This window comes from Pseudocitrobacter sp. 2023LY-00077 (genome assembly GCF_055796175.1).
The window spans coordinates 63,667-86,809 of sequence record NZ_JBSPEI010000001.1; the positions used below are offsets into that span (position 1 = coordinate 63,667).

Consider the following 23,143-nt stretch of genomic DNA (forward strand, 5'->3'; position numbering starts at 1 on the left):
TCATGCCAGCTTTAGATTTGATTCGACCGTCCGTCACCGCCATGCGGGTGATTGCCTCTGTTAACGCGGAGTTCGCCCGTGAACTTAAATTACCGCCACATATACGTAGTCTCGGACTCATCACGGCAGATTCTGATGACATAACGTATATTGCCGCTGACGAAGCGACAAAACAGGCGATGGTTGAAGTGGTTTATGGTCGCTCGCTGTACGCCGGGGCGGCGCACGGCCCGTCACCGACTGCCGGTGAAGTGCTGATTATGCTGGGCGGCCCGAACCCGGCGGAAGTTCGCGCCGGTCTGGACGCGATGGTTGCCAATATTGAAAACGGCGCGGCGTTCCAGTGGGCTAACGATGCGGAAAACACCGCATTCCTGGCGCACGTGGTATCGCGCACCGGTTCATATCTCTCCTCGACGGCGGGATGCACGCTGGGCGACCCGATTGCGTATCTGGTCGCGCCACCGCTGGAAGCCACCTATGGCATTGATGCCGCGCTGAAATCGGCGGATGTGCAACTGGTAACCTACGTCCCGCCGCCGTCGGAAACGAACTATTCCGCCGCATTCTTAACGGGCAGCCAGGCCGCGTGTAAAGCTGCCTGTAATGCCTTTACCGATGCGGTACTGGATATTGCACGCAACCCTATCCAGCGTGCGTAACGGAGGTAGCGGATGATCAACGCCCTGGGATTACTGGAAGTAGAGGGGATGGTCGCGGCGGTTGATGCGGCTGATGCGATGCTGAAAGCCGCCAACGTACGCCTGCTGAGTCACCAGGTGCTTGACCCAGGCCGGCTAACGCTGGTGGTGGAAGGTGACCTGGCGGCGTGTCGCGCCGCGCTCGATGCGGGGTATGCAGCAGCAATGCGCACCGGTCTCGTTATCAGCCGCAAGGAAATCGGCAGGCCGGAAGAGGATACCCAGTGGCTGATTGGCCGGTTTACCCGCCAGCCGACGCAACCGGTAAAAGCGCCTGAAGCGCCCGTGCTGGAGGCTGAATCTGCCGACGCGCTAATGGCGCTGCTGGCAAACGCACGTCAGGGAATGACCGCAGGTGAGGTGGCGGCACACTTCGACTGGCCGCTTGAACAGGCCAGAAATGTGCTGGAACAGCTTTTTTCTGATGGTGCGTTGCGTAAACGCAGTAGCCGCTATCGCGTCAAAAATTAACCCGCCGGAGGTGCCGGAAGTGCAAAAGCGCTTCCGGCATGCAGATCATGAAAAAGACTCGTACCGCAGATTTGCATCATCTTTATCATGAAGCGTTACCCGATAACGTTAAGCTGACGCCAAAGGTTGAAGTGGATAACGTTCATCAGCGGCTGACGACGGATGTCTATGAACATGCGTTGACGATAACCGCCTGGCAGCAGATCTACGATCAACTGCATCCGGGGAAATTTCGCGGTGAGTTCACGGAAATTCTGCTGGATGATATTCAGGTATTCCGTGAATATACCGGCCTGGCGTTACGTCAGTCGTGCCTGGTGTGGCCAAATTCCTTCTGGTTTGGCATTCCCGCCACGCGCGGTGAGCAGGGGTTTATCGGTTCGCAATGTATCGGCAGCGCTGAAATCGCCACGCGTCCGGGCGGCACGGAGTTTGAACTGAGCACGCCGGATGACTATACCATCCTCGGTATTGTGCTTTCTGAAGATGTGATTGCCCGCCAGGCCAATTTCCTGCATAACCCGGAAAGGGTGTTGCATATGCTGCGCAACCAGTCGGCGCTGGAAGTCAAAGAGCAGCATAAAGCGGCGCTGTGGGGCTTTGTGCAACAGGCGCTGGCAACCTTCAGCGCCGACCCGGAAACGCTGCAACGTCCCGCAGTGCGCAAAATGTTAGGCGATAACCTGCTGCTGGCGATGGGGATGCTGCTGGAAGAGGCGCAGCCCATGATGACGGCGGAGAGTATCAGCCATCAGAGCTATCGTCGGCTGCTGGCGCGCGCGCGGGAATACGTGCTGGAGAACATGTCCGAGCCGCTGACGGTGCTTGATTTATGTAACCAACTCCATGTGAGTCGTCGTACGCTGCAAAACGCGTTTCATACTATTTTGGGCATTGGCCCGAACGCCTGGCTGAAGCGCATCCGCCTGAATGCCGTGCGCAGAGAGTTAATTAGCCCGTGGTCGAAAAGTATGACGGTGAAAGACGCGGCAATGCAGTGGGGATTCTGGCATTTGGGACAATTTGCGACGGACTACCAGCAACTGTTTGCCGAGAAGCCGTCGCTGACGCTGCATCAGCGGATGTGTCAGTGGGCGTAATGTGCGGCCTGTGTGCCGGATGGCGACGCGTTGCGTCTTATCCGGCCTACTGGTGTATTGCTGTCGGGCTTTATTCTGATTTTTCATACACAGGATGTCCTGATTAATGTCCATTCGATAACATCTACTTTTTGAAAATGGACAATTCAACATGCAAAAAGGATTGCTATTCCTCTGCCTTCTCGCATCAAGTCTGCCTGCGTTGGCGCAAGATGAAATTCCAACCGCGTTAAAGGAATATTACCGCTCCTCTTATAATGAAAGTCATGAATATATATGGTTGAGAAAAGGGCAACCCGAGCTGGAATACTCTGTTTGTCTGAATAAGCAGGTAGCGACTGAACAGCGGATTATGGTGATGTGTGGCTATATGACTAACGCTTCGGAACCAGATTCTGCGCCATTTGATATCTGGTATCTGGACGGAAGTAATATTGCTGCGCGTAGAACGACGGAAGGCTATGGTCGTATGGGGGAATCTGGTGATGCAAAAGCGGTAAAAATTGGCGAAAAGTGGGGCGTGATTCTGGAATCAAGCTATATGATGCAAGGTGTCGAACAAACCTTTCAGCAGTTTTACGTTGCGAAAGAAAAGAGCATTCAGCTTATTGCTAGTCTTCCAATCCATTCCAGTAACGAAGAAAATGGTCCGCCAGATAACCTTGATACCCAGGTTGCATTTGCGCAGAAATATACTGGCACCTATCCAAATATGCTTTTACATTCTACCGGAGTATTAGCCGGTGAGAAAATTAATAAGCAGTGGTCGGTGCCATTTGACTCGAAGACCAATCAATATCTCATCCCTGAAGAAATTGACATTGGTTATTGATTATTAGAGTTGGTCAGGAATTTTTGGGGCTACACCCAATCTCTGACCTTAATAAACTCGCTCAGTGCCGCTTCCGGGCTGCCTGCTTGCGGCTGATAATCATACTCCCAGCGCACCAGCGGCGGCATCGACATCAAAATGGATTCGGTGCGCCCGCCGGTTTGTAGACCAAACAGCGTGCCGCGATCCCAGACCAGATTAAATTCGACGTAGCGGCCACGGCGGTAAAGCTGGAAATTACGCTCGCGTTCGCCCCAGATAGCCGCTTTTCGTCGCTCAACGATCGGCAAATATGCGTCGGTAAAACCGTTGCCGACCGCCTGCATAAAGGCAAAGCAGCTGGCGAAATCGGGTGTGTTGAGATCGTCAAAGAACAGCCCGCCAATGCCGCGCTGCTCGTTGCGGTGTTTAATGAAGAAGTAATCGTCGCACCATTTTTTATAGCGCGGATAAACGTCTTCTCCGAAGGGCTGGCACAGATCACGTGCGGTACGGTGCCAATGAATGGCATCTTCTTCGAAACCGTAAAACGGGGTTAAATCGAAGCCGCCGCCAAACCACCACACCGGGTCAGCGCCCGGTTTTTCAGCGATAAAGAAACGCACGTTGGCATGGCTGGTGGGAACATACGGGTTGCGCGGATGCACCACCAGCGATACGCCCATCGCTTCGAAGCTACGCCCGGCGAGTTCCGGGCGGTGTGCGGTAGCCGATGCAGGCATCGCATCACCGTGAACATGCGAGAAGTTAACGCCCGCCTGTTCGAAGATATCGCCGTCGCGCAGCACGCGGCTGCGACCGCCGCCGCCCGCATCGCGCTGCCAGCTGTCTTCAATAAACGCACCGCCGTCCAGCGCAGAGAGTTGCTGGCAGATACCGTCCTGCAATTGCAGTAAAAAGGCTTTTACCTGGTTTGCATCAACGGTCATTAGCGCTTCCTGGCGTGGGCTTTCTGGTTATCGAACCAGTGGAAATAGCTGACGATACCCGACGCGATCGCGTTGGCGATTTTCTGACGAAATGCCGTGGTGCCCAGCAGACGTTCCTCTTCCGGGTTGGTGATGAACGAGGTCTCAACCAGTACCGACGGAATGGACGGCGATTTCAGTACCACAAATGCGGCCTGTTCAGTGCCTTTACTGTGCAGTCTATGCACCGGCTTAATCTTTTTCAGGATATGCGAGCCCAGCGTCAGGCTGTTCTTGATGGTATCGGTTTGCACCAAATCGAACAGGACCTGCTGGAGCAGGTGATCTTTATCCGTGGCTTTTTTGCCCGCCACTTCATCCGCCCGGTTTTCACGGTCGGAGAGGTATTTTGCCATTGCACTACTCGCGCCACGGTTGGAAAGCGCAAACACCGACGCTCCGGCGGCAGACGGGTTGGTAAAGCCGTCTGCGTGAATCGACATAAAAAGGTCCGCGCCGTGTTTGTGGGCGATCTCTACCCGGTCGTACAGCGGAATAAAGGTATCGCCGGAACGGGTTAAGCGCGCGTCAATGCCCTGACTGCGCAGAATGGAACGCACGTTTTTGGCAATCGCCAGCACCACGTGTTTCTCTTTCGAACCGTTGCGGCCAATCGCACCGGTATCAATACCGCCGTGACCGGGGTCGAGAACCACGATGCGTTTACCCGATTTTTTCGCCGCAGGTTTACTGTGCCCGTTGCTGGTTTTTAACGGCGCCTCTTTGGCGGTCGCCTGGGATATTCCTGACAACGTCAGTGCTGCCAGTCCGGCTTTCAGCACCTGGCGGCGCGAAGCAAGTGATTTTAAAGGTTTAAAAGTGCTCATTCGGCCTGAGTTGTAAAAAATAGTGTTCCAGATGTTATATCGTATCGCGTTTCCCGTTACGACAACTGAAGATTAGAATTGTTTTACTTTTCATTTCAATACGTGACGAAGCGGCATTATGGCATTTTTTTGCGCTATTTTCGCCAGATATTGGCTAATTCGGACGATCACGCCATAATCACTGTTTTTAAACCCGAGAAGGGGCAGGGATACCATGGAGATACGCGTTTTTCGCCAGGCCGATTTCGAAGAGGTCATCACCCTGTGGGAGCGATGCGATCTGCTGCGCCCATGGAACGATCCTGAAATGGATATCGAACGCAAAGTGCATCACGACGTCAGCTTGTTTCTGGTGGCAGAAGTAAACGGCGAAGTGGTAGGCACGGTGATGGGCGGCTATGACGGCCATCGCGGCTCGGCCTACTACCTTGGCGTGCACCCGGAATTTCGTGGGCGCGGTATCGCCAATGCGCTGCTCAATCGTCTCGAGAAAAAGCTGATTGCGCGCGGCTGCCCGAAAATCCAGATTATGATCCGTGAAGATAACGACGTGGTGCTGGGCATGTATGAACGGCTGGGCTACGAGCACAGCGACGTGCTGAATTTAGGTAAGCGCCTGATTGAAGATGAAGAGTACTGAGTTTTTCCCTTCCGATTACGACCATCATGGCCGCCTGCGTTTACCTTTCCTGTTCTGGCTTGTACTTTTGCTACAGGCCCGAACATGGGTATTGTTTGTGATTGCTGGCGCATCGCGCGAGCAGGGCGGCGCGTTGCTTGGGCTGTTTTATCCCGATCACGATAACTTCTGGCTCGGCCTGTTGCCCGGCGTGCCTGCGGTGCTGACTTTCCTGTTAAGCGGCAGGCGGCAGCATTTTCCTCGCTGCTGGCGCGCGCTGCGTCCGCTGTTGATTATCGCCCAGGGCGTACTGCTGGTCTGGCAACCCTGGCTCTGGCTTCAGGGCGAACCGCTTTCCGGTATTGGCCTGAGCCTGGTACTCATCGACCTGTTTGCGCTCTGGTGGTTGATGACCAATCCCCGATTGCGCGCCTGTTTCCGGGAAATTACAGAATAAAGTGCACTTTTTGCCGAGAGCACACTCCAACAGGCGTTGAACAAATAAGAAAGGACTTAGAGATGAAATCGCTGCGTTTACTTGTATGTGCCCTGCCGCTGGCCTTAACCGGCTGTTCCACGCTCTCCTCGGTGAACTGGTCTGCGGCAAATCCGTGGAACTGGTTTGGTTCTTCGACCGAAGTCACGGAGCAGGGCGTCGGCGGAATCACCAGTACCACCGCGCTGGATGAACAGGCGATTAACGACGCGCTGGGCGGCGATTATCGCCTGCGCAGCGGGATGAAAACCGATAACGGTACCATCGTGCGTTACTTCGAAGCGTTGAATGGCGACAAGCTGGCATTGGTGGTGAACGGCGAAAACGGCAGCGTAAGCCGCATTGACGTGCTGGATAGCGCCATCAAAACCGACAGTGGCGTGGAAATTGGCTCGACCTTTAGTGATATCTACAGCAAAGCTTACGGGCACTGCCAGAAAGCCACCGGTGATGACAGCGCGGGCGTTGAATGTAAAGCCGAAGGCAGCCAGCATATTAGTTATCTCTTCACCGGCGAATGGAGCGGCCCGCAGGATTTAATGCCGTCCGATGACGCGCTGAAAAACTGGACGCTGAAGAAGATCGTCTGGCGTCGTTAATTTTGCGCAAGGTTAATCCTTCGTACTGAAAAAACGCGTACAATAGCCCTCATAAATTGAATGCCACGATGTCGTGGCATTTTTGTGAAGGAGGAGCGATGTCTCAGGTTCAGAGCGGCATTTTGCCGGAACATTGCCGCGCGGCGATTTGGATTGAAGCCAATGTGAAAGGGGATGTAAACGCCCTTCGTCAGTGCAGCAAAAATTTTGCCGATAAACTGGCTGGTTTTCAGGCTAAATTCCCCGATGCGCATTTAGGCGCAGTTGTTGCCTTCGGCCCGAAAGTGTGGCGCGAACTGAGCGGCGGCGTGGGTGCGGAAGAGCTGAAAGATTTCCCGGGCTACGGCAAGGGCCTCGCGCCAGCAACCCAGTTTGATGTGCTGATCCACATTCTCTCTTTACGCCAGGATGTTAACTTCTCGGTTGCGCAGGCGGCGGTTGAAGCCTTTGGCGACAGCATTGATGTACAGGAAGAGATCCACGGTTTCCGTTGGGTGGAAGAACGTGACCTGAGCGGCTTTGTCGATGGTACGGAAAACCCGGCAGGTGAAGAAACGCGTCGCGAAGTGGCGGTCATTAAAGACGGCGTCGATGCGGGCGGCAGCTATGTGTTTGTTCAGCGTTGGGAACATAACCTTAAACAGCTGAACCGCATGAGCATTCCTGATCAGGAAATGATGATTGGCCGCACCAAAGAAGCCAACGAAGAGATCGACGGCGACGATCGTCCGGTGACCTCTCACCTGAGCCGCGTTGACCTGAAAGAAGACGGCAAAGGGCTGAAAATTGTTCGCCAGAGCCTGCCGTACGGCACCGCCAGCGGCACTCACGGCCTCTATTTCTGCTCTTACTGCGCGCGTCTGCACAACATCGAACAGCAACTGCTAAGTATGTTCGGCGACACCGACGGTAAACGTGACGCGATGCTGCGCTTCACCAAACCGGTTACCGGCGGCTACTACTTCGCGCCGTCGCTGGATCGTTTGCTGGCACTGTAACAGTTGCCTGATGGCGCTACGCTTATCAGGCCTACAGGCCGCACGGACTTTGTAGCTACCGTCTTGAACGTCAAGCGGTAGCTGCATAATTTTCGTCCCAGAGAAGCCGCGTTTTTAACACTCCGAAGCATAAATGCACCAGTTTGCGCATAACCGCTCCCAGTGCGGCTTTTTTGGCTTTACCCTTTGCGACCAGTCGTTCATAAACGGCTTTTGCCTGTTTGTTCCAGCGGCACGCGCTCAGCGCTGCAACATACAGCTTAGCCCGTACTTCCGACGGCCCTGTCTTTGACATATGGGGTCTGCCACGTACCGAACTCCCCGACGTTTTCTCTACCGGCGTGATACCCAGATAAGCCGCGACCTGTGAGGCGCTTTTGAACGTCCCGTCTTTCAGCAGTGTCAGCATCTCCCGCCCGACCTGATCTTTAACGCCCTTGATCGATTTCAGTAAATCAAGATCAGACTTCAACCCCGGATCGTTATCTGTATGATCGGTTATGAGTTTTTCTATCCGGGCCAGTTCATCGCTCAGCCAGCTTTTCGTCCGCTCAAGTGAACGGATGACCTCCTGCGGAGTGGTTGTGGAATTCGCTTTTTCCAGCCAGTTCACCGTGCGCTGAACATCCTCTTTCAGGGCATCCCGCTGGCGCAGCAGCGCCCTCAGCTTGCGGACTTCGGGCGAAGGTGGAACCCAGGCATTCGGGTGTTTCAGCTCGCCATAACAGGCCAGAACGAAGGCATCCACAGCATCATTCTTGTTGAGAATACCCATCCCGCTGGCAAATTCACGAACACGCCAGGGATTAGCCATGCAGACTCTGACACCGGCTTCATGCAGGCCATATGCCAGATTTTCATGGTAGATACCCGTCGCTTCCAGCACGACCGTCACACTTTCCGGAACGCATTTTTGTGCGCTCAGCCAGTCGATAACTTTGCTGGAGACGTCGGGTTCATTGGTCAGAACTTTGTGCTTTTTTTTGCCGCCGGGACCGGCAGTAAGCAGACAAACATCGATTTTATTTTTACTGACATCAATACCGAGAGTACACATCGAGAATCTCCTTTCACCTGAGCCAACACGTCATTCCAGCCTTGTACATACGAAGTCAGAGCTTCTGGTTACCGTTCGGATTTTGAGTGACGTGAAAGGTGAAACGGGAGGCTTAAGCTACGTCGAAAGATCGATGTCTTCAGGCCGGATACAAGCTTCTCCCGTTTCATGTAGCTGATAGCTAATCAGCTACCAGTTCAAGATACAAGGCCGGGTAAGGCGCCAGCCGCCACCCGGCAAAGCGCCCGCACAACGCCTGATGGCGCTACGCTTATCAGGCCTATCTGCTAATCCCCGCGCCTGCGGGGATTTTTTTACCTGAGATTTACCCTAATTAGTGAGCTGTTCCGCAGTATTCATTTGTTTTTAATGTATTTTCATTGTTAATGGAGTGTAAGGCTCTATCTTCAAAAGGGAGAACATTGAAATGGGTAAACTCACGGGCAAAACAGCATTGATTACGGGCGCGTATCAGGGTATCGGCGAAGGCATCGCCAGAACCTTTGCCCGCCATGGCGCGAACCTGATCCTGCTGGATATTTCCGATGAGCTTGAAAAACTGGCCTACGATCTGGCCGGACGTGGCTATCGCTGTACGGTCGTGAAGGCCGACGTGCGCGACTTCGCTGCTGTTCAGGCGGCCATTGCGCAGGCTAAAGAGCGGGAAAATAAAATCGATATTCTGGTTAATAACGCGGGTGTCTGCCGCTTAGGCAGCTTCCTCGAAATGAGCGAAGAAGATCGTGATTTCCACATTGATGTGAATATCAAAGGCGTCTGGAACGTCACGCGAGCCGTATTGCCGGATATGGTGGCGCGCGGTGATGGGCGTATCGTGATGATGTCATCGGTCACCGGTGATATGGTCGCTGACCCTGGTGAAACGGCTTACGCGATGTCGAAAGCGGCGATCATTGGCTTAACCAAATCGTTGGCGGTGGAATACGCGCAGTCGGGTATTCGCGTGAATGCCATTTGCCCGGGCTATGTACGCACGCCAATGGCGGAAAGCATCGCGCGTCAGTCGAACCCGGAAGACCCGGAATCGGTGCTGACGGAGATGGCGAAAGCCATTCCGCTGCGTCGTCTGGCGAACCCGCTGGAAGTCGGCGAACTGGCGGCATTCCTCGCCTCTGATGAGTCGAGCTACCTGACCGGTACGCAGAATGTCATCGACGGCGGCAGTACGCTGCCGGAAAGCGTCAGCGTCGGTATCTGAGTCTGACTACTCGCCTCTTCACATCCTGTGGAGAGGCTAAAAGCCTTATTCCCTTTTAAACTTCCAAATCACCAAACGGTATATAAAACCGTTACTCCTTTCACACCCGTTATAAATACACTGATGCTTAGAGAATCATCACACGACAAGGGTGCGCAATGGCCGTTAACTTACTGAAAAAAGGATACCTGACGCTGGCTGCTTCCATGTTGCTGGTCGCACAGGCGCAGGCAACTGAGTTGCTGAACAGTTCTTATGACGTCTCTCGCGAGCTGTTTGCAGCCCTGAATCCGCCGTTTGAGCAACAATGGGCCAAAGATAACGGCGGCGACAAACTGACGATAAAACAATCTCATGCCGGGTCATCAAAACAGGCGCTGGCGATTTTGCAGGGCTTAAAAGCAGACGTTGTAACTTATAACCAGGTGACTGACGTACAAATCCTGCATGACAAAGGCAAGCTGATCCCGGCGGACTGGCAGTCGCGCCTGCCGAATAATAGCTCACCGTTCTACTCCACCATGGGTTTCCTGGTGCGTAAGGGCAACCCGAAGAATATCCACGACTGGAACGACCTGGTGCGCTCCGACGTGAAGCTGATTTTCCCGAACCCGAAAACCTCCGGTAACGCGCGTTACACCTATTTAGCCGCGTGGGGCGCAGCGGATAAAGCTGACGGTGGCGATAAAGCCAAAACCGAACAGTTTATGACCCAGTTCCTGAAAAACGTTGAAGTGTTCGATACCGGCGGTCGTGGCGCGACCACCACTTTTGCCGAGCGCGGCCTGGGCGATGTGCTGATCAGCTTCGAATCGGAAGTGAACAACATCCGTAAACAGTATGAAGCGCAGGGCTTTGAAGTGGTGATTCCGAAAACCAACATTCTGGCGGAATTCCCGGTGGCGTGGGTCGATAAGAACGTGCAGGCCAACGGTACGGAAAAAACCGCCAAAGCCTACCTGAACTGGCTCTACAGCCCGCAGGCGCAAACCATCATCACCGACTATTACTACCGCGTGAATAACCCGGAAGTCATGGACAAACTGAAAGATAAATTCCCGCAGACCGAATTGTTCCGCGTGGAAGACAAATTTGGCTCCTGGCCGGAAGTGATGAAAACCCACTTCACCAGCGGCGGCGAGTTAGACAAGCTGTTAGCGGCGGGGCGTAAGTAATGTTTGCAGTTTCTTCAAGACGCGTGCTGCCGGGCTTTACCTTAAGCCTTGGCACCAGTCTGCTGTTTGTGTGCCTGATATTGCTACTGCCGCTCTCCGCGCTGGTGATGCAGCTTTCTGAGATGAGCTGGGCGCAGTACTGGGAGGTGATCACTAACCCGCAGGTGGTCGCGGCCTATAAAGTGACGCTGCTGTCGGCGTTTGTGGCGTCGATTTTTAACGGTGTTTTCGGCCTGCTGATGGCGTGGATCTTAACCCGTTATCGCTTCCCTGGCCGCACGCTGCTTGATGCGCTGATGGATTTACCCTTTGCGCTGCCAACGGCAGTGGCCGGTTTAACCCTGGCTTCGCTCTTTTCCGTGAACGGCTTTTACGGTGAATGGCTGGCGAAGTTTGATATCAAAGTCACCTACACCTGGCTCGGGATTGCGGTGGCGATGGCCTTTACCAGCATTCCGTTTGTGGTGCGTACCGTGCAGCCGGTGCTGGAAGAGTTAGGCCCGGAATATGAAGAAGCGGCAGAAACGCTTGGCGCAACGCGCTGGCAGAGTTTCTGCAAAGTGGTGCTGCCGGAACTTTCTCCGGCGCTGGTAGCGGGCGTGGCGCTGTCGTTTACCCGTAGTCTTGGTGAGTTTGGCGCGGTGATATTTATCGCCGGGAACATCGCCTGGAAAACCGAAGTGACGTCGCTGATGATTTTCGTTCGCTTACAGGAGTTTGATTACCCGGCAGCGAGCGCGATTGCCTCGGTGATCCTCGCGGCATCCCTGCTGCTGCTGTTCTCAATTAACACTCTGCAAAGTCGCTTTGGTCGGCGTGTGGTAGGTCATTAATGGCGGAAGTGACACAGTTGAAGCGTTATGACGCGCGCCCGATTAACTGGGGCAAATGGTTTCTGATTGGCATCGGGATGCTGGTTTCGGCGTTCATCCTGCTGGTGCCGATGATTTATATCTTCGTGCAGGCATTCAGCAAAGGGTTGATGCCGGTTTTACAGAATCTGGCTGACCCGGACATGCTGCACGCCATCTGGCTGACGGTGATGATCGCGCTGATTGCCGTACCGGTAAACCTGGTGTTCGGCATTCTGCTGGCGTGGCTGGTGACGCGCTTTAACTTCCCCGGACGCCAGTTGCTGCTGACGCTGCTGGATATTCCGTTTGCCGTGTCACCGGTGGTTGCCGGTCTGGTTTATCTGCTGTTCTACGGCTCTAATGGCCCGCTGGGCGGTTGGCTCGACGAGCATAACCTGCAAATTATGTTCTCCTGGCCGGGAATGGTGCTGGTGACGATTTTTGTCACCTGCCCGTTTGTAGTGCGCGAGCTGGTGCCGGTGATGTTAAGCCAGGGCAGCCAGGAGGACGAAGCGGCGATTTTGCTTGGCGCGTCCGGCTGGCAGATGTTCCGTCGCGTCACATTACCGAATATTCGCTGGGCGCTGCTTTACGGCGTGGTGCTGACCAACGCCCGCGCGATTGGCGAGTTTGGCGCGGTATCGGTGGTTTCCGGCTCGATTCGCGGCGAAACCCTGTCGCTGCCGTTACAGATTGAATTGCTGGAGCAGGACTACAACACCGTCGGCTCCTTTACCGCCGCCGCGTTGTTGACGCTGATGGCGATTATCACCCTGTTTTTAAAGAGTATGTTGCAGTGGCGCCTGGAAAATCAGGAAAAACGCGCGCAGCAGGAGGAACATCATGAGCATTGAGATTGCCAATATTAAGAAGTCTTTTGGTCGCACCCAGGTGCTGAACGACATCTCACTGGATATTCCTTCTGGTCAGATGGTCGCGTTGCTGGGGCCGTCCGGTTCCGGAAAAACCACGCTGCTGCGGATTATCGCCGGGCTGGAGCATCAAACCAGCGGGCATATTCGCTTCCACGGCACCGACGTCAGCCGCCTGCACGCGCGCGACCGTAAAGTCGGTTTCGTGTTCCAGCATTACGCGCTGTTCCGCCATATGACGGTATTCGACAATATCGCTTTTGGCCTGACGGTGCTGCCGCGTCGCGAGCGCCCGAATGCGGCGGCGATCAAAGCGAAAGTGACAAAATTGCTGGAGATGGTGCAGCTTGCCCATCTGGCGGATCGTTATCCGGCGCAGCTTTCCGGCGGGCAGAAACAGCGTGTGGCGCTGGCGCGCGCGCTGGCTGTAGAACCGCAAATTCTGCTGCTTGATGAACCGTTTGGCGCGCTGGATGCGCAGGTGCGTAAAGAGCTGCGTCGCTGGCTGCGTCAACTGCATGAAGAGCTGAAATTCACCAGCGTGTTCGTCACCCATGACCAGGAAGAGGCGATGGAAGTCGCCAACCGCGTGGTGGTGATGAGCCAGGGCAATATCGAACAGGCCGATGAACCGGACCAGGTATGGCGCGAACCGGCGACCCGTTTTGTGCTCGAGTTTATGGGCGAAGTGAACCGCCTGCAGGGAACCATTCGCGGCGGGCAGTTCCACGTTGGCGCACATCGCTGGCCGCTGGGCTACACGCCTGCGTATCAGGGGCCAGTGGATCTCTTCCTGCGCCCGTGGGAAGTGGATATCAGCCGCCGTACCAGCCTCGATTCGCCGCTGCCGGTCCAGGTGCTGGAAGCCAGCCCGAAAGGTCACTACACCCAATTAGTTGTGCAGCCGCTGGGGTGGTATGAAGATCCACTCACCGTGGTGATGCGTGGCGATGACGCGCCAGTGCGCGGCGATCGTTTGTTCGTCGGGCTGCAACATGCGCGGTTGTATAACGGCGACGAGCGTATCGAGTCTCATGAGACGCTTGCTCTGGCGGAAACGGCCTGATAGGTTAATTTGCAGGTTTATCGCCCGGTGGCGCTTCGCTTACCGGGCCTACAGCGTATGTCGTGGTTTTGTAGGCCGGGTAAGCGAAGCGCCACCCGGCTTTTTCTTGGGCAGAAAACGTGAACACATTAGAACAAACCATCGGCAATACGCCGCTGGTCAAATTACAACGTCTGGGGCCGGATAACGGCAGTGAAGTGTGGGTGAAGCTGGAAGGCAATAACCCGGCAGGTTCGGTGAAAGATCGTGCCGCGCTATCGATGATTGTCGAGGCGGAAAAGCGCGGAGAAATCAAACCGGGCGATGTCCTGATTGAAGCCACCAGTGGTAACACCGGTATTGCGCTGGCAATGATCGCCGCGCTGAAAGGCTATCGCATGAAATTGCTGATGCCCGACAACATGAGCCAGGAACGCCGTGCGGCGATGCGTGCCTACGGTGCGGAACTGATTCTTGTCACCAAAGAGCAGGGCATGGAAGGTGCACGCGATTTGGCGCTGGAAATGGCGAATCGCGGTGAAGGCAAGCTGCTCGATCAGTTCAATAATCCCGATAACCCTTATGCGCATTACACCACCACAGGGCCGGAAATCTGGCAGCAAACCGGCGGTCGCATCACCCATTTTGTCTCCAGCATGGGGACAACCGGTACGATTACCGGCGTGTCGCGCTTTATGCGCGAGCAATCCAGGCCGGTGACGATTGTTGGCCTGCAACCGGAAGAAGGCAGCAGTATTCCGGGCATTCGCCGCTGGCCGGCAGAGTATATGCCGGGTATTTTCAACGCCTCATTAGTGGATGAAGTGGTGGATATTCACCAGCGCGATGCGGAAAACACCATGCGCGAACTGGCGGTACGGGAAGGGATTTTCTGCGGCGTGAGCTCCGGCGGTGCGGTCGCTGGCGCGATACGCGTGGCAAAAGCGAACCCCGGCGCGGTGGTGGTGGCGATCATCTGCGATCGCGGCGATCGCTACCTTTCTACCGGGGTGTTTGGGGAAGAGCATTTTAGCCAGGGGCTGGGGATTTAAGCGACGTGCGGGTTCAGTAAATCCGTCCCGTAGGAATTGTCGATGGTACAAAGCCAGCGCTCATCGCGGTGGGCAAACACATAGGTTGCCCGCCTGGTGACCTGAGTGCTGCCGCCGTCTTCCGTTGGAATATCCAGCCGGGTTTCCATAATCACCAGCGCCGTGTCGCCGCCTTCAATAATTTCCATCTTTCCCTGCGTGACAACCAGGCGATGCTGGAAGAAGTCGGCGATGGCGATAAACGCTTTATGAATATTCACTTTGCCTTTCACAATCATCTCCGGCTTCACCACAAGCGTAGCGTCCTCGGCGTAGTAGTTCATCAGTGTGTCGTAATCTTCCTGCGAAATGGCCTGGTCACAGGCTTCGATAACGGCCTTGATTTGGGTCTGTACCTGGGTCATCGCGATGGGCCTCGTGGGTTGGCGTGGTTCACCGTATTAATCGTAGTGATATTCAGTATATGTGGGCTGGGAGAAACCGTGGTTAAATTGTCTGGTTTCTCATTGAATTTGTGATGGTTTCTTCATTTTTGAATTTTCAGTTATCTGCATGAAAACCCGTGCGGGTGATCGACCTTTGTCGCTGACTGGCATAACATAGAACCAAGAGTGGATAGCGCATGACCCGCCGTCCAGCGGGAGGAGAAATAATGGACCAGCAAGACGACATACAATCGGTGCTGTTTAGCGACACGCGCCAGGCATTGCAGGCGGATATCGTTGCCGTGCAGTCTCAGGTTATTTATGGCAGCGTGGGCAACAGTATTGCGGTGCCGGCCATCAAACAGCACGGCTGGCAGGTCATGGCGGTGCCGACGGTTTTGTTCAGCAATACGCCGCATTACGACACGTTCTATGGCGGGGTGATCCCGGCTGAATGGTTCCGGGGGTATTTGCTGGCGCTGGAAGAACGTAATGCGCTGCAAACCCTAAAAGCGGTAACCACCGGCTATATGGGTAGCGCGGAACAGATTGCCCTGCTGGCCGATTGGCTGGCGACGATTCGTCAAACACACCCTGATATTTTTGTGTTGGTCGACCCGGTTATCGGCGACATCGACAGCGGGATGTATGTGAAGGCGGAGATTCCTCTCGCGTATCGCCAGCATTTATTGCCGCAGGCGCAGGGCATTACGCCGAATCTGTTCGAGTTGCAGATGTTGAGCGATATGCCGTGTCATACCCTGGAAGAGGCGATTCTGGCTGCGCGCAGTCTGCTTTCAGATACCTTAAAATGGGTGATTATCACCAGTGCGCCGTCGAAAAATCCTGAGGCTATCTCGGTGGTGGCGGTGACGGCAGAGGATATTCGCGTCATCGAGCATCCGAGAATTGTCACTGACCTGAAAGGCACCGGCGACCTGTTCTGTGCTGAGTTGGTGAGCCGTCTGCTGGAAGGCGCATCGCTTGGCGATGCAGCGGAACGCGCGGCCAATCGCGTATTGCAGGTCATGACCTGGACCCACGAGCACGAGTGTCATGAGCTGATGCTCCCCCCGCTGTAAATCGGTTCCCACGTCGTCAGGCGTGGGAAATCTTTTCAAGCTGCGGAATGCGATACGTTTGTTTTACCACGGTAGCCAGTTCGCTAACGGGCAGCGGTTTTGAGAAGTAGTAACCCTGAAAGTAATCGACCTGTTTATGCGTCAGATATGCCACCTGATATTCCGTTTCCACGCCTTCAACGATAATTTTCATCCCCAGCGATTTTGCCATATCGATAACACAATCAATCAGTTTGGTGGAATCCGTAGCGCTGGAAATCCCGTTCACAAACAGCTTATCGATTTTAATCAGACCGACCGGCAACCCGGTGAGTAAATTCAGATTGGAATAACCGGTACCAAAATCATCCAGCGCGATGGTCACGCTGCGGCTTTCGAGAAATATGAGCGTTTCTTTTAGCTCATTCACCTTCTCAAACGGTTCACGCTCGGTGATTTCTGCGGTGAGGCGAATACTGTTTTCCGGGAAGCGTTTCAGAAATGCACGACACTCGTCGATAAAGTTGGGCGTCTGAATATGTGATGCGGTGAAATTAAAACTCACGTGGAAAGGCAGGGGCCGTGTCTCAAGCAGGGAAGGCAGTTCATCACCGGCCAGCGCCATTAATTTGCGTGTCAACGGCACAATTAGCCCGCTCTCTTCAGCAAGCGGAATAAAACTGTCGGGTGAGATAATTTCGCCAGAAGGTGTCACCCAGCGCGCAAGCACTTCCACGCCGTAGAATTTCCCTGAGCCACTGTGGATGACCGGTTGATACCATGGGACGATTTCCCCTTCAGCGATGGCACGCTCAAGATTTTCATACAGCGTAGGGCGATGAAGAATATGTCGCCACAGCACAACCCCGACGATCAGCGCCAGGCACAGCGTCAGCAGTAACGACAGCCAGCCCTGTTGCAGATACAACGAAACGGGAACCGTCTTCCAGGCCGGATAGTCGACGGAATAGGGGAATTTATCTGACTGTACAATGACATGCCTGGCGTTATCGTCCGGAACCGTTTTTGCGTTTTGCCGCATTACCGTATCGCCAATATGTAACGTCAGCGGCCGCTGATTGCTCAACAGTTCCAGTACCTCGGTCAGCCACTGGCCACTGAAGCTTGAGGTAATCATCCCTTCCGGATATGCCGTTTGTAGCACAATCACCTTATCACCAGGCGAGATGGTCTTATCATCAATGATGGTCAGTTCCTGCGCGATATGTGCCGCATAATTCATATTGATAGCGTTGGCATCATTATAGGAAGAGCAGAACAGGGTCTTATCTTTATAAAGATTGATGATGCGGATATGCGGAACAGAAACCACCAACCGCTCAAGTTCGGTACGCGTTTGGGCGGTGCAGGGTTGTGAAAGCAGAGGATGCGCTTTTGTGGCGGCCTGTCGGGAGGCATTCAGCAGCGTATCGATTTTTTGCACGGTCTTTTTCGCCACCAGGGAGGTCTGCTCAAGCTCCGCGCCAATCACCTGAAACCAGGTTAACACTGCGCCACCCACGAGGATTATCAGCACGCAGAAAAGGGTGGTGAACGTTCTGAGTTTTGTGCCGACCGCTTTCATCTGCCATCCATTTTTGTCTGATGAACTGGAAGTATACGTCAGCGAGCCAGTAAAGGGATAACAGAGACAAAAAAGGCGCCTTTCGGCGCCTTTTTCAGTTCAGCAAGAATTACTTCTTGATGCGGATAACCGGGGTTTCACCCACAGTTACGCTACCGGACAGTTTGATCAGCTCTTTGATCTCGTCCATGTTGGAGATAACAACCGGAGTCAGGGTAGACTTGGCTTTCTCTTCCAGCAGCGGCAGATCGAATTCGATAACCGGGTCGCCGACTTTCACACGTTGGCCTTCTTCAGCGATACGTTTGAAACCTTCGCCTTTCAGTTCAACGGTGTCGATACCGAAGTGAACGAACAGCTCGATGCCGCTATCGGATTCGATAGAGAAGGCATGGTTGGTTTCAAAAATCTTGCCGATAGTCCCATCAACCGGCGCAACCATTTTGTTGCCAGTTGGTTTGATGGCAATACCGTCGCCAACGATTTTTTCAGCAAAAACTACATCCGGCACGTCTTCAATGTTAACGATCTCGCCAGAGAGCGGTGCAATAATCTCAATAGTACCGGTGTCTTTTTTGTCGTCAGAAACCAGAGATTTCAATTTGTCGAACAAACCCATGATCTTCTCCTAAGCAGTAATTGGGCCGAACTCGTGGATTAGCAGATTGTTTTTTCTTCAATGAACTTGTTAACCAGCGCCATTAACTCGTCCGTTGTCGGTTGAGCAAGAGCTTGCTCTGCTAATACCTTCGCATCTTCGAAGTTCGTGTTACGAATGATCTTCTTAATGCGTGGGATAGAAATGGCGCTCATTGAGAATTCGTCCAGACCCATACCCAGCAACAGAAGTGTAGCACGTTCGTCGCCTGCAAGCTCACCACACATGCCAGTCCATTTACCTTCAGCATGAGAAGCATCAATAACCTGCTTGATCAGCGTAAGGACAGACGGTGACATTGGTTGGTAAAGATGTGAAATCATATCATTACCACGGTCAACTGCCAGAGTGTACTGCGTTAAATCATTGGTACCGATACTAAAGAAATCAACTTCTTTGGCTAAATGACGAGCAATCGTGGCCGCAGCCGGTGTTTCCACCATTACGCCAATCTCGATGGACTCATCAAATGCTTTACCTTCGTCGCGCAGTTCCTGTTTATAGATTTCGATCTCTTTGCGCAGGGCGCGTACTTCTTCAACAGAGATGATCATCGGGAACATGATGCGCAGTTTACCGAAAGCGGACGCACGCAGGATGGCGCGAACCTGGTCACGCAGGATCTCTTTACGATCCATTGCGATACGCACGGCACGCCAGCCCAGGAACGGGTTCTCTTCTTTCGGGAAGTTCATGTACGGCAGCTCTTTGTCGCCACCGATGTCCATGGTACGGACGATAACCGCCTGAGAGCCACACGCTTCAGCAACGGCTTTGTACGCAGCGAACTGTTCTTCTTCAGTTGGCAGCGCGTCACGGTCCATGAACAGGAATTCAGTACGATAGAGACCAACGCCTTCTGCGCCATTGCGCTCAGCGCCTTCGACGTCACGCACGGTACCGATGTTGGCGCAAACTTCAACCTGGTGACCATCAAGGGTGATAGCCGGCAGATCTTTCAGTTTTGCCAGTTCAGCTTTTTCAGAAGCAACCTGCTCCTGAACGGCGCGCAGTTTTTCGATCTCTTCGTTGGTCGGGTTGACGTAAACCTGGTTGTTTACGGCATCCAGAATCAGATAGTCGTCGTTTTTCACCTGAGAGGTGACGCTACCGGTACCCACAATCGCAGGCAGTTCCAGAGAACGCGCCATGATAGAAGTGTGAGAGGTACGGCCACCGACGTCAGTGATAAAGCCCAGCACCTTGTTCAGGTTCAGCTGTGCGGTTTCGGACGGGGTCAGGTCAGCAGCAACCAGGATAACTTCGTCCTGAATTGCGCTCAGGTCGATGATTGCCAGACCCAGGATGTTGCGCAGCAGGCGCTTACCGATGTCACGTACGTCAGCCGCACGCTCTTTCAGATATTCATCATCCAGTTCTTCCAGGGCAGTCGCCTGACCTTCGATAACCTCATGAGCCGCTGCGTCAGCAGTCATGTGCTTATCTTTAACCAGGGCTATGATTTCCTGCTCCAGCTCTTCATCTTCGAGCAGCATGATGTGCCCTTCGAAGATAGCTTCTTTTTCTTCACCGAAAGTTTCGCCAGCTTTAGTCTTGATGGCTTCTAACTGTGCCGACGCCTTGGCGCGACCAGCCAGAAAACGCTCAACTTCCTGATCAACCTTATCGGCAGAAATTTTTTTCCGGTCGATGACAATCTCATCTTCTTTCAGCAGCAGTGCTTTACCGAAAGCGATACCCGGGGATGCTAAAATGCCTGAAATCATAACCCTACCTTACTTGTGACTGATATGAAAAAGAACTCTGGAACTTACTCGAGTTCAGCCATCAGCTTAACGAGATGCTCAACTGCTTTTTGTTCGTCTTCACCTTCAGCGGACAGGGTCACAACGGTGCCCTGAGTCAGGCCCAGAGTCTGCAGTTTGAACAGGCTTTTGGCGCTGGCGCTTTTGCCGTTGGAGGTCACAGTGATCTCAGAAGTGAAGCCTTTCGCTTCTTTAACAAACTGAGCAGCAGGGCGGGTATGCAGACCGTTCGGAGCGGTAATGGTAACTTCTTGCTGGAACATTATATTTCCCCAACTTATAGGTTTAGTGTTGTGGAACTAAAGTCTAGCCTGGCGGCCTGACTTTAGCCTGTAGTAATCAGCGATGTCACGATTCTGAGCGCCGGAATCGGTACAACCGTTTCCGATTCGTGCGCTTCTGGCCTTCGGCGCTTCGCTTAACATTAAACATTATGCCGCGAAAGCGAGATTTGAACCAAATCATAAAATCGATTCAGCTTGTGCAAATCCGGAAATGAATAATTTCGCGCATCAAAATAAATCTGAATGTTAAATACCAGACCTGATGCGGTGAAGCAATGGCAGGGGGGGTAAAAGTTTGATGCGTGCCACAAAAAAGCACCCAAAAGGGTGCTTTTTTACGCGCTTTTAACATGCTGGCACTACTGTTGCAGTTCCTTCTCTGTGAAGAGATCGGCAAACAATGCAGTGCTCAGATAACGCTCACCCGATGACGGTAGGATAACCACAATATTCTTATTGGTAAAGGTTTCATCTTCCTGAAGTTTCAACGCTGCCGCAACGGCTGCGCCGGAAGAGATGCCTGCCAGAATACCTTCTTCTTCCATCAGACGACGTGCGGTGGAAATGGCTTCTTCATTGGTGATAGCAACAACTTTATCAACCAGTTTCAGGTCGAGGTTGCCAGGGATGAAACCGGCGCCGATACCCTGAATTTTGTGCGGGCCCGGTTTGATCTCTTCACCCGCCAACGCCTGAGCAATGACCGGGGAGTCGGTCGGTTCAACCGCGACGGAAATCAAGTCGGTTTTGCCTTTTGTGCCTTTAATGTAACGCGACACGCCGGTCAACGTACCGCCAGTACCAACACCGGCGATAAATACGTCAACCTGACCATCGGTGTCTTCCCAGATTTCCGGGCCGGTGGTTTTTTCGTGAATTTCCGGGTTCGCCGGGTTGCTGAACTGCTGCAGCAGCAGGAATTTTTCCGGATCGCTGGCAACAATTTCTTCTGCTTTTTGAATCGCGCCTTTCATGCCTTTCGCGCCTTCCGTCAGCACAAGGTTTGCACCCAGCGCTTTGAGCAGCTTGCGACGTTCAATACTCATGGTTTCCGGCATGGTCAGCGTCAGTTTGTAGCCACGTGCGGCGGCGACATAGGCCAGCGCGATACCGGTGTTACCGCTGGTCGGTTCAACCAGTTCTACGCCCGGTTTCAGCACACCACGTTTTTCTGCATCCCAAATCATGTTGGCACCGATACGGCACTTAACGCTGAAGCTTGGGTTGCGTGATTCTACCTTCGCCAGAATGCGTCCGTTACCGATGCGGTTCAGTCGAACCAGCGGCGTGTGACCGATAGTCAGCGAGTTATCTTCAAAAATCTTACTCATGGCCTGTCCTTAACTGTATGAAATTTGGGGTACTGCCCCAGCATACCTGCTTAAAGATTCTGCGGAAGTAAGTAATTAGCATATCTATATTCAGAAGGGAAATAATGGCTGCCAGGATGGAATAAGGAAAGCATAACGGCGCTCACGGGTGCGAGCGCCTGAAACGGTTACTTCCACATTGCGTGTTTATCGCGATAACAATCGACCCACATCGCCGTTGCGCCGCAGATGGCGACCGGGATGATGACCAGGTTTAACACCGGGATCATAGTGAACAGACTCGCCAGCGCGCCGAACTGCATGTTCAGCACTTTGCGCTCGCGCAGAGACGCGCGCATCGTTTTAAACGGCACTTTATGGTTGTCGAACGGATAGTCGCAATACTGAATCGCCAGCATCCATGCGCTGAACAGGAACCATAATACCGGCGCGACGGTCTGCCCGATGCCGGGGATGAAATAGAGCACCAACAGCACCAGCGCGCGCGGCAGATACCACGCCAGCTTTTGCCACTCACGCTTCATTATACGCGGCACATCCTTTACTACGCCCAGCACGCCGGTATCTGGCGGCGTCGCGCCGGTCAGACGCGCTTCCAGCTGTTCCGCCAGCAGGCCATTAAACGGCGCGGCAATCCAGTTCGCGATGGTCGAGAAGAAGTAGCCGAACACCAGCAAAATCGAAATCACCGCCACCGGCCACAGCAGGTAGCTCAGCCATTGCAGCCAGTCAGGGATTCGCCCCATCAGCGAGGGGATCCACTCGCCGAGCTTACTGAATAGCCACCAGAACGCGCCTCCCATCAGTACAATGTTGACCAGCAACGGTAAAATAACGAACCGGCGAATGCCGGGTAACCCGATCAGTTTCCAGCCCTGCGAGAAATAGTAGAGACCGCTGCGCGGGGAAGGGGTGGATGATGAAACCATGGTCAGCAAATGCTCCTGTGTCTGACAGCTACGAAATTACCTGCGTATATTATCGGGTTGTCAGGGAATGACCAGTTAGGAAATGTTCGAAAAAACAGCAAAAAGCACGATTTAGGTTATCTTTCTGCGGGGAATGTCATGCGCGCACTTGCACTTGACGTGTTGGGCAAATACTCTTAGGGAGTAAATGTTTGCCGTGGTGGCAAGGTGTTAGAACAA

Annotated in this window: 25 protein-coding genes; 15 read left to right on the forward strand and 10 right to left on the reverse strand. The window is 53.6% G+C overall.

Annotated elements, in window-relative coordinates; genetic code table 11:
* The first annotated feature begins 2 nt into the window (after positions 1-2).
* From eutL to ACWWFX_RS00315, 4 genes are all read left to right on the forward strand, one after another.
* Entirely contained in the window at positions 3-662 is a 660-nt protein-coding gene (gene eutL, locus ACWWFX_RS00300) for an ethanolamine utilization microcompartment protein EutL (RefSeq protein ID WP_473222934.1), read from the forward strand.
* A 12-nt stretch (positions 663-674) separates the two neighbouring features.
* Positions 675-1,172: an ethanolamine utilization microcompartment protein EutK gene (eutK, locus tag ACWWFX_RS00305; protein WP_276219497.1), complete on the forward strand. Its 498-nt coding sequence runs from the start codon at positions 675-677 to the stop codon at positions 1,170-1,172.
* Between the two features lie 47 nt (positions 1,173-1,219).
* Positions 1,220-2,272 carry an HTH-type transcriptional regulator EutR gene (gene eutR / locus ACWWFX_RS00310; protein WP_473222935.1) on the forward strand — a complete coding sequence of 351 codons (1,053 nt, stop codon included), beginning with the start codon at positions 1,220-1,222 and terminating at the stop codon, positions 2,270-2,272.
* Positions 2,273-2,423: 151 nt separating this feature from the next.
* Positions 2,424-3,104, forward strand: a complete 681-nt coding sequence (locus tag ACWWFX_RS00315; protein WP_473222936.1) for a hypothetical protein — start codon at positions 2,424-2,426, stop codon at positions 3,102-3,104.
* Positions 3,105-3,133: 29 nt separating this feature from the next.
* On the opposite strand, the gene hemF is transcribed toward ACWWFX_RS00315, so the two are convergent.
* Complete coding sequence (gene hemF, locus ACWWFX_RS00320; RefSeq protein WP_473222937.1) at positions 3,134-4,033, reverse strand: oxygen-dependent coproporphyrinogen oxidase; 900 nt, start codon at positions 4,031-4,033, stop codon at positions 3,134-3,136.
* Positions 4,033-4,899 (reverse strand): N-acetylmuramoyl-L-alanine amidase AmiA, encoded by an 867-nt coding sequence (gene amiA, locus ACWWFX_RS00325; RefSeq protein WP_276219502.1) that lies wholly within the window; start codon positions 4,897-4,899, stop codon positions 4,033-4,035. The genes hemF and amiA overlap by 1 nt, the downstream gene beginning before the upstream one ends.
* Positions 4,900-5,113: 214 nt before the next feature.
* Between amiA and ACWWFX_RS00330 the strand changes: the two genes are divergently transcribed.
* From ACWWFX_RS00330 to ACWWFX_RS00345, 4 genes are all read left to right on the forward strand, one after another.
* Positions 5,114-5,539 (forward strand): GNAT family acetyltransferase, encoded by a 426-nt coding sequence (locus ACWWFX_RS00330; protein WP_015963500.1) that lies wholly within the window; start codon positions 5,114-5,116, stop codon positions 5,537-5,539.
* On the forward strand, positions 5,526-5,975 hold the full coding sequence (locus ACWWFX_RS00335) for a DUF2919 domain-containing protein (RefSeq protein WP_456146161.1): 450 nt from the start codon (positions 5,526-5,528) through the stop codon (positions 5,973-5,975). The genes ACWWFX_RS00330 and ACWWFX_RS00335 overlap by 14 nt, the downstream gene beginning before the upstream one ends.
* A gap of 62 nt (positions 5,976-6,037) precedes the next feature.
* Entirely contained in the window at positions 6,038-6,613 is a 576-nt protein-coding gene (locus ACWWFX_RS00340) for an RpoE-regulated lipoprotein (protein ID WP_276219508.1), read from the forward strand.
* Positions 6,614-6,711: 98 nt separating this feature from the next.
* Positions 6,712-7,611 (forward strand): Dyp-type peroxidase, encoded by a 900-nt coding sequence (locus ACWWFX_RS00345; protein ID WP_276219510.1) that lies wholly within the window; start codon positions 6,712-6,714, stop codon positions 7,609-7,611.
* A gap of 70 nt (positions 7,612-7,681) precedes the next feature.
* Here ACWWFX_RS00345 and ACWWFX_RS00350 read toward each other — a convergent pair whose 3' ends face one another.
* Positions 7,682-8,668, reverse strand: coding sequence for an IS110 family RNA-guided transposase (locus tag ACWWFX_RS00350; protein ID WP_473222938.1), 987 nt, complete (start codon positions 8,666-8,668; stop codon positions 7,682-7,684).
* A gap of 427 nt (positions 8,669-9,095) precedes the next feature.
* On the opposite strand from ACWWFX_RS00350, the gene ucpA reads away from it, so the two are divergent.
* From ucpA to cysM, 6 genes are all read left to right on the forward strand, one after another.
* Entirely contained in the window at positions 9,096-9,887 is a 792-nt protein-coding gene (gene ucpA, locus ACWWFX_RS00355; protein WP_015963504.1) for an SDR family oxidoreductase UcpA, read from the forward strand.
* A 158-nt stretch (positions 9,888-10,045) separates the two neighbouring features.
* Positions 10,046-11,062 (forward strand): thiosulfate/sulfate ABC transporter substrate-binding protein CysP, encoded by a 1,017-nt coding sequence (gene cysP / locus ACWWFX_RS00360; protein ID WP_473222939.1) that lies wholly within the window; start codon positions 10,046-10,048, stop codon positions 11,060-11,062.
* Positions 11,062-11,895 carry a sulfate/thiosulfate ABC transporter permease CysT gene (cysT, locus tag ACWWFX_RS00365; protein WP_000458420.1) on the forward strand — a complete coding sequence of 278 codons (834 nt, stop codon included), beginning with the start codon at positions 11,062-11,064 and terminating at the stop codon, positions 11,893-11,895. The genes cysP and cysT overlap by 1 nt, the downstream gene beginning before the upstream one ends.
* Positions 11,895-12,770, forward strand: a complete 876-nt coding sequence (cysW, locus tag ACWWFX_RS00370; protein ID WP_000852686.1) for a sulfate/thiosulfate ABC transporter permease CysW — start codon at positions 11,895-11,897, stop codon at positions 12,768-12,770. The genes cysT and cysW overlap by 1 nt, the downstream gene beginning before the upstream one ends.
* Positions 12,760-13,854 (forward strand): sulfate/thiosulfate ABC transporter ATP-binding protein CysA, encoded by a 1,095-nt coding sequence (gene cysA, locus ACWWFX_RS00375; protein WP_473222940.1) that lies wholly within the window; start codon positions 12,760-12,762, stop codon positions 13,852-13,854. Before cysW ends, cysA begins: the two co-directional genes overlap by 11 nt.
* Before the next feature lie 119 nt (positions 13,855-13,973).
* Positions 13,974-14,885 carry a cysteine synthase B gene (gene cysM, locus ACWWFX_RS00380; protein WP_473222941.1) on the forward strand — a complete coding sequence of 304 codons (912 nt, stop codon included), beginning with the start codon at positions 13,974-13,976 and terminating at the stop codon, positions 14,883-14,885.
* Here cysM and ACWWFX_RS00385 read toward each other — a convergent pair.
* Positions 14,882-15,289 (reverse strand): YybH family protein, encoded by a 408-nt coding sequence (locus ACWWFX_RS00385; protein ID WP_473222942.1) that lies wholly within the window; start codon positions 15,287-15,289, stop codon positions 14,882-14,884. The genes cysM and ACWWFX_RS00385 overlap by 4 nt on opposite strands.
* 248 nt (positions 15,290-15,537) lie before the next feature.
* Between ACWWFX_RS00385 and pdxK the strand changes: the two genes are divergently transcribed.
* Positions 15,538-16,392: a pyridoxine/pyridoxal/pyridoxamine kinase gene (pdxK, locus tag ACWWFX_RS00390; protein ID WP_276219530.1), complete on the forward strand. Its 855-nt coding sequence runs from the start codon at positions 15,538-15,540 to the stop codon at positions 16,390-16,392.
* 16 nt (positions 16,393-16,408) lie between these two features.
* Here the strand turns inward: pdxK and ACWWFX_RS00395 are convergent, their stop codons facing one another.
* The 6 genes from ACWWFX_RS00395 to cysZ form a co-directional block, all read right to left on the reverse strand.
* Positions 16,409-17,956 (reverse strand): EAL domain-containing protein, encoded by a 1,548-nt coding sequence (locus ACWWFX_RS00395; protein WP_473222943.1) that lies wholly within the window; start codon positions 17,954-17,956, stop codon positions 16,409-16,411.
* A 109-nt stretch (positions 17,957-18,065) separates the two neighbouring features.
* Entirely contained in the window at positions 18,066-18,575 is a 510-nt protein-coding gene (gene crr / locus ACWWFX_RS00400) for a PTS glucose transporter subunit IIA (protein ID WP_008803873.1), read from the reverse strand.
* Between the two features lie 38 nt (positions 18,576-18,613).
* Positions 18,614-20,341, reverse strand: a complete 1,728-nt coding sequence (gene ptsI, locus ACWWFX_RS00405) for a phosphoenolpyruvate-protein phosphotransferase PtsI (RefSeq protein WP_276219534.1) — start codon at positions 20,339-20,341, stop codon at positions 18,614-18,616.
* A 44-nt stretch (positions 20,342-20,385) separates the two neighbouring features.
* Positions 20,386-20,643, reverse strand: coding sequence for a phosphocarrier protein Hpr (gene ptsH / locus ACWWFX_RS00410; protein ID WP_002913505.1), 258 nt, complete (start codon positions 20,641-20,643; stop codon positions 20,386-20,388).
* Between the two features lie 380 nt (positions 20,644-21,023).
* Entirely contained in the window at positions 21,024-21,995 is a 972-nt protein-coding gene (gene cysK / locus ACWWFX_RS00415; protein WP_015963515.1) for a cysteine synthase A, read from the reverse strand.
* 167 nt (positions 21,996-22,162) lie between these two features.
* Positions 22,163-22,924 carry a sulfate transporter CysZ gene (gene cysZ, locus ACWWFX_RS00420; RefSeq protein WP_327621837.1) on the reverse strand — a complete coding sequence of 254 codons (762 nt, stop codon included), beginning with the start codon at positions 22,922-22,924 and terminating at the stop codon, positions 22,163-22,165.
* Between the last annotated feature and the right edge of the window lie 219 nt (positions 22,925-23,143).

Coding starts and splice junctions, on each gene's coding strand:
- ACWWFX_RS00385 (WP_473222942.1), bottom strand. CDS start 15,289: ATGACCCAGGTACAGACCCAAATCAAGGCCGTTATCGAAGCCTGTGAC.
- crr (WP_008803873.1), bottom strand. CDS start 18,575: ATGGGTTTGTTCGACAAATTGAAATCTCTGGTTTCTGACGACAAAAAA.
- cysT (WP_000458420.1), top strand. CDS start 11,062: ATGTTTGCAGTTTCTTCAAGACGCGTGCTGCCGGGCTTTACCTTAAGC.
- pdxK (WP_276219530.1), top strand. CDS start 15,538: ATGGACCAGCAAGACGACATACAATCGGTGCTGTTTAGCGACACGCGC.
- amiA (WP_276219502.1), bottom strand. CDS start 4,899: ATGAGCACTTTTAAACCTTTAAAATCACTTGCTTCGCGCCGCCAGGTG.
- ucpA (WP_015963504.1), top strand. CDS start 9,096: ATGGGTAAACTCACGGGCAAAACAGCATTGATTACGGGCGCGTATCAG.
- ptsH (WP_002913505.1), bottom strand. CDS start 20,643: ATGTTCCAGCAAGAAGTTACCATTACCGCTCCGAACGGTCTGCATACC.
- eutL (WP_473222934.1), top strand. CDS start 3: ATGCCAGCTTTAGATTTGATTCGACCGTCCGTCACCGCCATGCGGGTG.
- cysP (WP_473222939.1), top strand. CDS start 10,046: ATGGCCGTTAACTTACTGAAAAAAGGATACCTGACGCTGGCTGCTTCC.
- ACWWFX_RS00330 (WP_015963500.1), top strand. CDS start 5,114: ATGGAGATACGCGTTTTTCGCCAGGCCGATTTCGAAGAGGTCATCACC.
- ACWWFX_RS00315 (WP_473222936.1), top strand. CDS start 2,424: ATGCAAAAAGGATTGCTATTCCTCTGCCTTCTCGCATCAAGTCTGCCT.
- ACWWFX_RS00395 (WP_473222943.1), bottom strand. CDS start 17,956: ATGAAAGCGGTCGGCACAAAACTCAGAACGTTCACCACCCTTTTCTGC.
- eutR (WP_473222935.1), top strand. CDS start 1,220: ATGAAAAAGACTCGTACCGCAGATTTGCATCATCTTTATCATGAAGCG.
- ACWWFX_RS00340 (WP_276219508.1), top strand. CDS start 6,038: ATGAAATCGCTGCGTTTACTTGTATGTGCCCTGCCGCTGGCCTTAACC.
- ptsI (WP_276219534.1), bottom strand. CDS start 20,341: ATGATTTCAGGCATTTTAGCATCCCCGGGTATCGCTTTCGGTAAAGCA.
- ACWWFX_RS00350 (WP_473222938.1), bottom strand. CDS start 8,668: ATGTGTACTCTCGGTATTGATGTCAGTAAAAATAAAATCGATGTTTGT.
- eutK (WP_276219497.1), top strand. CDS start 675: ATGATCAACGCCCTGGGATTACTGGAAGTAGAGGGGATGGTCGCGGCG.
- cysA (WP_473222940.1), top strand. CDS start 12,760: ATGAGCATTGAGATTGCCAATATTAAGAAGTCTTTTGGTCGCACCCAG.
- cysW (WP_000852686.1), top strand. CDS start 11,895: ATGGCGGAAGTGACACAGTTGAAGCGTTATGACGCGCGCCCGATTAAC.
- ACWWFX_RS00335 (WP_456146161.1), top strand. CDS start 5,526: ATGAAGAGTACTGAGTTTTTCCCTTCCGATTACGACCATCATGGCCGC.
- cysZ (WP_327621837.1), bottom strand. CDS start 22,924: ATGGTTTCATCATCCACCCCTTCCCCGCGCAGCGGTCTCTACTATTTC.
- hemF (WP_473222937.1), bottom strand. CDS start 4,033: ATGACCGTTGATGCAAACCAGGTAAAAGCCTTTTTACTGCAATTGCAG.
- ACWWFX_RS00345 (WP_276219510.1), top strand. CDS start 6,712: ATGTCTCAGGTTCAGAGCGGCATTTTGCCGGAACATTGCCGCGCGGCG.
- cysK (WP_015963515.1), bottom strand. CDS start 21,995: ATGAGTAAGATTTTTGAAGATAACTCGCTGACTATCGGTCACACGCCG.